Here is a 9,156-nt window from a genome sequence, read left to right on the forward strand (position 1 = left end):
TGCGGGATGCGGTCGCGCCCGGCCGAGGCTGTCGTGAACACCGCTGTCGGCGACCACGCGATCGTGGTCGCCGGCAGCGTCAGGTCCTGCCTCAGTACCAACGGGTGCATTCCCAACCGTCGTACGGGCCCACCGGCTGGTAGCAGGCCTGCGCCTCGAGATTGGCGTCGTTGACCATGACGGTCCAGCTGGCCGGGGAGGCGCCCGTCATCGTCGTGCGATGGGTGCCGCTGGTGTAGCGGCTGACCACCTTGAACCTGACAGCGCCGGCGCTGGTCCTCGCCCAAGCCGTGCGGCAGCGCGGACTGTACCGCAGCTCGACGTTGCCCAGCGGGCTCGACACCCGGTACAGGTAGCCGGTGGACAGCTTGGGCGTGATGGCGTCCTCAGCGCAGGTGTAATACCTGGTGCCGTCGTAGTAGATCTTGAAGGACTGCGGGTCCTTGCCGTCGCACGAGGCTCCGCAGCCGGCGTTGGCGAGCGCTATCGCGTCGAGCTTGACGCCGTCGCCGGCCGCGATCACCGCCTCGACCTCGGCGGCGGCGCGGTCGGGCGTTGGCTGTGCCGAGGCGGGTGCCGGGTTCCAGCTCAGGGCGAGGGCCGAGACGAGTCCGGAGATGAGTAGTAGTCGCCGCACGGGTTCTCCTTGGTGAGTAGGACGGACAGCGGCAGTGTGTGGAGAGCCGTCATCGCCGCGCCATCAGCCGCTCATCGCCTCCGATCGATCAACCGCTCGCCCGGACAGCGGAAACCGCCAGGTGGCCGCTCAGCGCTGCGCCGGGAGGCGCAGTTCGGCGAGGACCATCCGGTGGTCGCTGCCGGGCAGCGGGTGCACCGCCACGGCGCGTACCGCGATGCGGTGGTCGACCAGCACATGGTCGATCACCACGGGCGGGATGAGGTCGCCGTCGTACGGGCCCCAGGTGCCGGTGAGCCCGGCGCCGACCGAGGCGGCGGCGTCGGCGTAGCCGGTGTCCAGCAGGGCGCGCAGCGGGGCGTGGTCGAGGGTGGCGTTGAAGTCCCCGGCGAGGATGCTCAGCGGTCCGTCCGGGGTGGCCGCTGGCTGCGCCGCCAGGTCGGCACGCCAGTAGCCCGTCTGGTCCAGCGCGTACGGCGCCGCCGGGTGCGCCGACTCGACGCGTACCGGGGGCGCGCCGGGCACCGTCACGGTCGCGTACGCCTGCGTGAAACCCCACCCGCCGCGCAGTTGGCGGATGCCGCCGTCGTTGATCGGGTGGCGGGAGTAGAGGCCGGAGCCGGGGGTGCCGACGACCGGGTTGAGCTGCCGGTACGGCATCAGCCGGTCGAGCCCGAGCCGATCCAGCTCGGCCTGGGCCGTCGGGGTGAACTCCTGCACGACCAACACGTCGACCCGCTCGGTGCGGACGAGGTCGACCAGTGTCCACGGGTCGGCGGCGCCGGCGAGCAGGTTGGCGGTGAGCACTCGCACCGTCGGCCCGCCGGCCGACGGTTGCGGCGTGGGTAGTGCGCGGGGCGCCACCATCGCAAGCAACGCCACGGTGGTCAGCGCCGCGACGACCGCCGGCCAGCGGCGCCGCAGGGCGAGCATGAGCACCAGCGGGACCAGGCTCCCGGCCGCCGCGTACGGGGTGAAGGCCAGCGCCTGCACCAGCGGCCCCCGGTCCAGGCCTACCAGCCGGGCCACCGTCCATCCGGCTCCCGGCGCGACGGCGAGCCAGCAGAGCGCCGTCCACACCGGCACCGCCCAAGATCGCCGGCCGATGGTGATCTTCACAGCAGCAGCCTAGTTCGCCGGTGTCGCGCGCCGGCAGGCGCTGGTGGGGCAGCCGGTCGGCCGTCCCGGCGCCAGCGTCGATGCGCGAAAGCGAATCGTCGAATGATTTTGTGAATACTTTCCGAATTCACTTCTCACAATTTTGTGGCACCGATCGGACAGTTCGTCGGGAGGGTGATCGCTATTGACCCATGGCATTTCCGGTGCTACGTTCCAGCTGGTCGGGTGGTCGGCTACCGGAGACAGTAAGCCCAGCTCAGGGTGCATATGGACCGTCGGGTGCAGTCGTCGTCAGGTGCGTTCGCAAATGACGCATGTCGACGGTCCGTGTTAATTGTCGCCCGACTCGGAGAAGGCAATATCCGTCCCGCGTGTCGCGGGTCGGTCGTATCTGCACGGTCACCAAGGGAGACCTGTCATGCCCAGTTTTTTCCGACGTAAGGCGGCTGCGGTGGCGATCGCGGCCCTGGCACTGGCGCTGGCCGGCGGCGGGATCGCCGCCGCGCAGCCCACGACCAAGGCCCAGCCCGCGAGCCGCGGGGCGCAGCAGCCGGCCGTCACGACGGCATCGCTGAACAGCGCGAAGGCGGTGCTCGCCAAGGGTGACTCCGTCGCCGCCGCCTCCACCGACATCTACCGGACGGTGGTCAACGCCAACGGCACCAAGGCCTGGGGCGACGGCGTCGTCATCAAGTACGGCGTCGGGCAGTACGAGGTGCAGTTCGCCGGCAACGTCACCACGTCGGTCTACGTGGCGACGATCGGCCGGCCGGACTCCTGCTGCATCCCGGCCGGCGGGGAGGCTTCGGTGGCGCCGCGCCTGCTCACCCCGAACGGTGTCTTCATCCAGACCCGCAACTCCGCCGGCGTCGCCGCCGACCTGCCGTTCCACGTCGTCGTGCACCGCTGATCCAGCCCCCGTCGTCGGCCCCCGCCCCGTGGCGGGGGCCGGCCTCGTCGTCACGCCGTCGTGTCCCAGCCGTGTCCACTTCCGCCAGGACGGTGCCGCCTGGCTTCCTTTGCGCGGTGCCGGGTACTCCACGCCGTAAGGGTGCCGGCGCGCCGTCTGGGCCACCGAGGGCCGGAAATTCCGACGTTTGTCCGATGGCCGCCTCGGGAAGCAAGCACCGTGACGGACATCTCGGACACCACGACCAGCCTGCCCAGCCCGGCGGATCCCGACGCGACCGCAGCCGAGCTGGACCAGACCCTCTTCGAGGTCAAACGCGTGATCGTCGGGCAGGATCGGCTAGTCGAACGCCTGCTCACCGCCCTGATCGCGGACGGGCACTGCCTGCTGGAGGGCGTGCCCGGGGTGGCCAAGACGCTCGCCGCGCAGACCCTCGCCACGGTGGTCGGCGGCACCTTCTCCCGGATCCAGTTCACCCCCGACCTCGTCCCCTCCGACATCGTCGGCACCCGCATCTACCGGGCGTCGAAGGAGAACTTCGACGTCGAGCTGGGCCCGGTCATGGCGAACCTGGTGCTCGCCGACGAGATCAACCGGGCGCCGGCGAAGGTGCAGTCGGCGCTGCTGGAAGCGATGGCCGAGCGCCAGGTCTCCATCGGTGGACGCAGCTACCGGGTCCCCGAACCGTTCCTCGTGCTGGCCACCCAGAACCCGATCGAGTCGGAGGGGGTCTACCAGCTGCCCGAGGCGCAGCGGGACCGCTTCCTCATGAAGGTCGTCGTCGACTATCCCGACGGCGCCGACGAGCTGGCCATCCTCTACCGGATGAGCGCCGACCGCCCGACGGCGCACCGGGTGCTCAACCCGGAGCGACTGCGCGAGTTCCAGGTCCGCGCCACCCAGGTCTTCGTGCACCACGCCATCGCCGAGTACGTGGTCCGGCTCATCCTCGCCACCCGCGACCCGGGACGGTTCGGGCTGCCGGAGCTCGCCCCACTGCTCGCCTACGGTGCCAGCCCACGCGCCACCCTCGGCCTGGTCGCCGCCGCCCGCGCCCAGGCCCTGCTCCGGGGCCGGGAGTACGTCCTGCCCGACGACGTCCGGGAGCTGTCGGTGGACGTGTTGGCGCACCGGCTGGTGCTCTCCTTCGACGCGGTCGCCGACGGAGTGACCGCCGAGTCGGTCGTCCGCCGGCTGGTCGACGTGGTCCCGCCGCCCCGGGTGGCCACCGGGCAACCGGAGTACGTGGCCGACTTGGCAGCCGCGTGATGGCACGCCACGGCGCGCCGGTGTCCGTACCGGCGGATCCGGGGCTGACCGACCTCACCCCCGACCAGCGACTACGCCGGCTGGAACTCACCGTCACCCGGCGGCTCGACGGGCTGCTGCACGGCGAGCGGCGCGGCCTGCTGCCGGGCCCGGGCAGCGAACCCGCGGGCAGCCGGGAGTACCGGCCCGGTGAGGACGAGGTACGCCGGATGGACTGGGCGGTGACCGCCCGCACCACCGTCCCACACATCCGGGAGGTGGACGCCGACCGGGAGCTGACCACCTGGGTGCTGGTCGACGCCAGCCCCAGCATGGAGTACGGCACCGCCGAGCTGGACAAGCGGGAACTGGCCGTGGCCGCGGTCGCCACCATCGGATTCCTCACCGCCGGGCCGGGCAACCGCCTCGGCGCGCAGGTGCTCACCCCGTACGGCCTGCACCGGGTGCCGGCGCGCGGTGGGCGTACCCATCTGATCGGGCTGTTGCGCGGGTTGCTGGCGGCGCCCCGGGTGGGCGGCCACGACGCGGATGCCGCGCCGATGCCCGATGCGGCCGAGCTGGCCGACGCGTTGGCGGCGGTGCACCGGGTGGCCAACCGCCGCGGGTTGGTGGTGGTGGTCTCCGACTTCCTCGACGGTCTGCCCGACGATCCGCGCCAACCGGCCGCCTGGGAGCGCCCGCTGCGCCGGCTGAGCGTGCGGCACCAGGTGCTCGCGGTGGAGGTCACCGACCCGCGCGAGCTGGAACTGCCGGACGTCGGTCTGATCACCCTCGCCGACCCGGAGACCGGCGAGCGCCGCGAGGTCTGGACCGGCGACCAACGCCTGCGCGAGCGGTACGCGGCGGCCGCCGCCGCCCAGCGCGACCAGGTTCGGCACGCCGTGCGTCGGTCCGGTGCGACCCACCTGGCGCTGCGTACCGACCGGGACTGGGCGGCCGACATCGTGCGGCACGTGCACGTGCAGCGCCGCCTGGCCACCGCCCCGGCCGGACCGCAGCGGGGAGGTGCCGCGTGATCTGGCAGTCGCCGGTCCGGCTCTGGCTGCTGCTCGGGGTGCTCGCCCTGGCGCTGGCCTACCTGGTGGCGCAGCGCCGCCGTAGCCGGTACGCCGTCCGGTTCACCAACCTGCGGTTGCTCGACCGGGTGGCGCCGCGGCGCCCGACCTGGCGTCGACACCTGCCGGCCGGCCTCTTCCTGGCCATGCTGGCGCTGCTCGTGGTCGGCTTCGCCCGCCCCACCGCCGAGGTCCGGGTGCCCCGGGAGCGGGCCACCGTGATGGTGGCCGTGGACGTGTCCACCTCGATGCTCGCCACCGACGTCGAGCCGGATCGGCTCGGCGCGGCCAAGGGCGCCGCCCAGCGGTTCGTCGACGGCCTGCCCGGGGAGTTCAACGTCGGGCTGGTGGCCTTCGCCGGCAGCGCCGCGGTACTGGTGCCGCCGAGCACCGACCGCGAGGCGCTGCACGACGGGATCGAACGGCTCGCCGAGGGGGTGACCGGCGTGCAGGGCACCGCGATCGGCGAGGCCATCAGCACCTCGCTGGGCGCGGTGAAGGCGCTGGACGACAAGGCCGCCACCGAGCCGCCGCCGGCCCGGATCATCCTGCTCTCCGACGGGGCGAACACCTCGGGCATGGACCCGATGGAGGCCGCTGCCGACGCCGTCGCCGCCAAGGTCCCGGTGCACACGATCTCGTTCGGTACGCCGGGCGGCTTCGTCGACCGGGGCGGGCGGCCGATCCAGGTGCCGGTGGACGGGGAGACGTTGCAGGCCGTCGCCGAGGAGACCGGGGGCGGCTTCCACCAGGCGGGTACGAGCGACGAGTTGCGCGCGGTCTACGACGACATCGGCAGCTCGGTGGGCTGGCGGACGGTACGACAGGACGTCTCGGCCCGATTCATCGGGCTCGGGCTGGTGTTCGCGATGGGCGCGGCGTTCGGCTCGATGCGGTGGTTCTCCCGCCTGCCCTGACCTCGTTCGACGCGGTTCGGCCGGTGCCGGGCGCACACGTGAGGAGCGTACGTATGGCAGTGCAGACCGGACTGGGTGAACCACGGGGCCCCGGGTTCGTCTCGCCCGATCTCGACCCGGACGGGCGGGGTCGGTCGGACGGAGCCGAGGGGGCGCGGAACCGGGCGGCGTGGAGCTGGAACCGCCGGCTGCTGGCGGGGCTGGCGGTGGTGGCGCTCTCCACCGGTTCGGGGGCGCTCGCGGGCGGCTGGGTGGCCAGCCGCGACGGTGGCCCGGGCCCGGCCGCGGCGTCGGCCGCACCGGTGCCGGCCGAGCTGGTCACGGCCGCCGAGAAGACCGTGCCCGGGGTGGTGTCGGTGCTGGTGGGCGGGGCCGGCGGCCAGTCCGCGAACGGTTCCGGCTTCGCGGTGGACTCGGAGCAGCACATCATCACCAATGACCACATCCTGGCCAAGGGGCGTGGCGGCCCGGTGACGGTGGAGCTGCCGGACGGCCGGCGGTTCACCGCGGAGGTGATCGGCCGGGAACCGGGCAGCGATCTCGCCGTGCTGAAGGTGCCGCCGTCGGCCGGGCTGGCGCCGCTGCCGCTGGCCAAGCCGGGCTCGACCCGGGTCGGTGAGCCGGTGCTGGCCGTCGGGTCACCGCTGGGGTTGTCCGGCACGGTCACCGCCGGCATCGTCAGCGCACTCGACCGTCAGGTGCGGCTCGGTGACAACCGGCACCGGGCGGTGCAGACCGACGCCTCGATCAATCCGGGCAACTCCGGCGGGCCGCTGGTCAACGCGCGGGGCGAGGTGGTCGGGGTGAACACCGCGATCGCCACGATCGACGGCAGCGGCTCGATCGGCATCGGCTTCGCCATCCCGATCGAGCAGGTGCAGCAGACCGCCGACACGATCATCGGCAAGGGTGGCTGATGTACGGAGAGTGACTGTCCAATTACGGATGGATGAGTGGACTGTCGGATTTCTGGCGAGGAGTGATCGGGGCATGGAAATATTACGCTGAGTATGGATACTGGCGTGGGTGGAGCGTCCTCTCATTGCGGCCCTCCTGCTGGTGGGCCTCATCATCGGAAGTGGCGTCGGGTCGTCGTACGCGCGCGCCCGACGCGGCTGGAACGACTACCAGACCGCGAAGAAGACCGTGCCCGGCGCGCGCCGCGCCGCCTGGCTGCTGATCAAGGTGGTCACCACGAAGGTCGGGGTGATCGCCCTGCTCCTGATCGGCGCGGTCGCCTACGCCGCCGCCGGTGGGAGCGACGAGGCGACCCCCTCGGCACCGAACCCGAGCAGTACTCCCGACGAGCGGCCGGCACGCTAGCCTCAGGGCGTGGACGACGGACTGCGGGTGACCGACCGGTGGGTCGTCCCCACCGCCGAGCTGCGGGAGCGGTTCTCCCGGTCGTCCGGGCCGGGTGGGCAGGGTGTCAACACCGCGGACTCCCGGGTCGAGCTGAGCTTCGACCTGGCCGGCTCGCCGAGCCTCCCGGAATCACTGCGTGCCCGGGCGCTGGACCGGCTCGCCGGGCGGCTGGTCGACGGCGTGCTGACCATCGCCGCCAGCGAGCACCGGGCGCAGTTGGCCAACCGGGAGGCGGCCCGGGAGCGGCTGGTCGCGCTGCTGCGTGAGGCGGTTGCCCCGCCACCCCCGCCGCGTCGCCCCACCCGCCCGTCGCGGGCCGCGAAGGAGCGCCGCCTGGCCGACAAAAAACGCCGCGCCCAACGCAAGCGCGACCGCCGCATCGACGACAACTAGCCCCCCGCCCCCGCCCCCGCCCCCTGCGCCTCCCGCCCGTCGATCTTGCACTTTTGGTCGCCGAGATGTGCCGCATGCGGCTTTTGCCGCGACAGAAAGTGCAAGATCGCCGCGGGTTGGTCGAGGGTGGATTTATTGATGCTTGTCGGTTGGTTTGGTTGAATGTGTGCAGGAGCGCCAGGGCCGTCACACCGAATCCTCGATACGTGACAGGAGTTCCCTCATCATGCTCCGAAGGCCTCTGCTCACCGCTCCCGCGGCCGCGTTCGTGGCCGTCCTCCTCGCCGTCACCGCCTGGTCGGCGCTGCCCGCCCCGCCGGCCAGTTCCGCCACCGCTGCGCCGCCGGCCGTGTCGGCGGCCGACCCGGTGCGGATCATGCCGCTCGGCGACTCGATCACCGGATCCCCGGGCTGCTGGCGGGCCCTGCTCTGGAACCGCCTCCAGTTGGCCGGGTACACCGCCGTCGACTTCGTCGGCACCCTCGGCCCGCAGGGGTGCGGCCAGCCGTACGACGGCGACAACGAGGGCCACGGCGGCGCCCTGGTCACCAACGTGGCCAACCAGAACCTGCTGCCGGGCTGGCTGTCGGCGACCCGGCCCGACGTCGTGCTCATGCACTTCGGCACCAACGACGTGTGGAGCAACATCGCCCCGGCCACGATCCTGGCCGCGTACGGCAGGCTGGTCGACCAGATGCGCGCCAGCAACCCCGCCATGCGCGTCCTGGTCGCGAAGATCATCCCGATGGCGCCGAGCAGTTGCGCCGACTGCGGCCAGCGGGTGGTGGCCCTCAACAGCGCCATCGACGGCTGGGCGGCGGGCAAGACCACCGCGCAGTCGCCGATCGTCGTGGTCGACCAGTGGACCGGCTTCAGCACGGCCGCCGACACCTACGACGGGGTGCACCCCAACGCCGCCGGCGACCGGAAGATCTCCGACCGGTGGTACCCGGCGCTGACCGCGGCGCTGACCGGCGGCCCGACACCGACTCCCACGGCCACGCCGACCCCTACCGCCACACCGACCCCCACCGCCACCCCCACGGCCACGCCGACGTCGACCCCTACCGCCACACCGACCCCCACCGCCACCCCCACCCCGACGGCCACGCCCACCTCGACGCCGGGCAGCTGTGTGGCGACCTACCGGTTGGTCGGCCAGTGGCAGGGCGGGTTCCAGGCGGAGGTGACCGTCCGTAACGCCGGGGCCTCCTCGATCGCCGGCTGGGTCGTCCGACTCGACTTCGCCGACGGTCAGCGGATCACCCAGGCGTGGAGCGCCGAGGTGGCCCAGAGTGGGTCGACGGCTACGGCGCGTAACGCGAGCTGGAACGGCACCCTTGCGCCCGGCGCGCAGACGACCTTCGGATTCCTGGGTACCGCCGGTGGCACCAACACTGCTCCGGCGGTGAGCTGCGTGCGGTCCTGACGGTCCGGCCGGGGTCGGGTCCGCGTGGAGCAGCTGGAGGCCGAGCCGGCGGAGTTCGCCAC

At 72.5% G+C, this 9,156-nt stretch carries 10 protein-coding genes; 8 read left to right on the forward strand and 2 right to left on the reverse strand.

From position 1 onward, the window contains the following. Positions 1-91 precede the first annotated feature (91 nt). Complete coding sequence (locus tag AB0M52_RS25045) at positions 92-637, reverse strand: DUF2690 domain-containing protein (RefSeq protein WP_363958225.1); 546 nt, start codon at positions 635-637, stop codon at positions 92-94. Between the two features lie 129 nt (positions 638-766). After that, positions 767-1,750 carry an endonuclease/exonuclease/phosphatase family protein gene (locus tag AB0M52_RS25050; RefSeq protein ID WP_363958249.1) on the reverse strand — a complete coding sequence of 328 codons (984 nt, stop codon included), beginning with the start codon at positions 1,748-1,750 and terminating at the stop codon, positions 767-769. 424 nt (positions 1,751-2,174) lie between these two features. Between AB0M52_RS25050 and AB0M52_RS25055 the strand changes: the two genes are divergently transcribed. The 8 genes from AB0M52_RS25055 (at position 2,175) to AB0M52_RS25090 (ending at position 9,094) form a co-directional block, all read left to right on the forward strand. Beyond that, complete coding sequence (locus AB0M52_RS25055) at positions 2,175-2,666, forward strand: hypothetical protein (protein ID WP_363958227.1); 492 nt, start codon at positions 2,175-2,177, stop codon at positions 2,664-2,666. A 219-nt stretch (positions 2,667-2,885) separates the two neighbouring features. Then, positions 2,886-3,935, forward strand: a complete 1,050-nt coding sequence (locus tag AB0M52_RS25060; protein ID WP_363958230.1) for a MoxR family ATPase — start codon at positions 2,886-2,888, stop codon at positions 3,933-3,935. After that, positions 3,935-4,951 (forward strand): DUF58 domain-containing protein, encoded by a 1,017-nt coding sequence (locus AB0M52_RS25065; RefSeq protein ID WP_363958233.1) that lies wholly within the window; start codon positions 3,935-3,937, stop codon positions 4,949-4,951. Before AB0M52_RS25060 ends, AB0M52_RS25065 begins: the two co-directional genes overlap by 1 nt. Further along, the gene (locus tag AB0M52_RS25070; protein WP_363958235.1) at positions 4,948-5,907 is read left to right on the forward strand and encodes a VWA domain-containing protein; all 960 of its coding nucleotides are present in this window, start codon (positions 4,948-4,950) and stop codon (positions 5,905-5,907) included. The genes AB0M52_RS25065 and AB0M52_RS25070 overlap by 4 nt, the downstream gene beginning before the upstream one ends. A gap of 53 nt (positions 5,908-5,960) precedes the next feature. Beyond that, entirely contained in the window at positions 5,961-6,824 is an 864-nt protein-coding gene (locus tag AB0M52_RS25075) for a trypsin-like peptidase domain-containing protein (protein WP_363958238.1), read from the forward strand. 109 nt (positions 6,825-6,933) lie between these two features. Beyond that, entirely contained in the window at positions 6,934-7,230 is a 297-nt protein-coding gene (locus AB0M52_RS25080; RefSeq protein ID WP_363958241.1) for a hypothetical protein, read from the forward strand. Positions 7,231-7,239: 9 nt separating this feature from the next. Continuing rightward, positions 7,240-7,665, forward strand: a complete 426-nt coding sequence (gene arfB / locus AB0M52_RS25085) for an alternative ribosome rescue aminoacyl-tRNA hydrolase ArfB (RefSeq protein ID WP_363958244.1) — start codon at positions 7,240-7,242, stop codon at positions 7,663-7,665. Positions 7,666-7,891: 226 nt separating this feature from the next. After that, the gene (locus tag AB0M52_RS25090; RefSeq protein WP_363958247.1) at positions 7,892-9,094 is read left to right on the forward strand and encodes a cellulose binding domain-containing protein; all 1,203 of its coding nucleotides are present in this window, start codon (positions 7,892-7,894) and stop codon (positions 9,092-9,094) included. The last annotated feature ends 62 nt before the right edge of the window (positions 9,095-9,156 follow it).

It is taken from the genome of Micromonospora sp. NPDC051296 (genome assembly GCF_040682255.1).
GTDB lineage: Bacteria > Actinomycetota > Actinomycetes > Mycobacteriales > Micromonosporaceae > Micromonospora > Micromonospora craterilacus.

Coding starts and splice junctions, on each gene's coding strand:
- AB0M52_RS25090 (WP_363958247.1), top strand. CDS start 7,892: ATGCTCCGAAGGCCTCTGCTCACCGCTCCCGCGGCCGCGTTCGTGGCC.
- AB0M52_RS25065 (WP_363958233.1), top strand. CDS start 3,935: ATGGCACGCCACGGCGCGCCGGTGTCCGTACCGGCGGATCCGGGGCTG.
- AB0M52_RS25075 (WP_363958238.1), top strand. CDS start 5,961: ATGGCAGTGCAGACCGGACTGGGTGAACCACGGGGCCCCGGGTTCGTC.
- AB0M52_RS25055 (WP_363958227.1), top strand. CDS start 2,175: ATGCCCAGTTTTTTCCGACGTAAGGCGGCTGCGGTGGCGATCGCGGCC.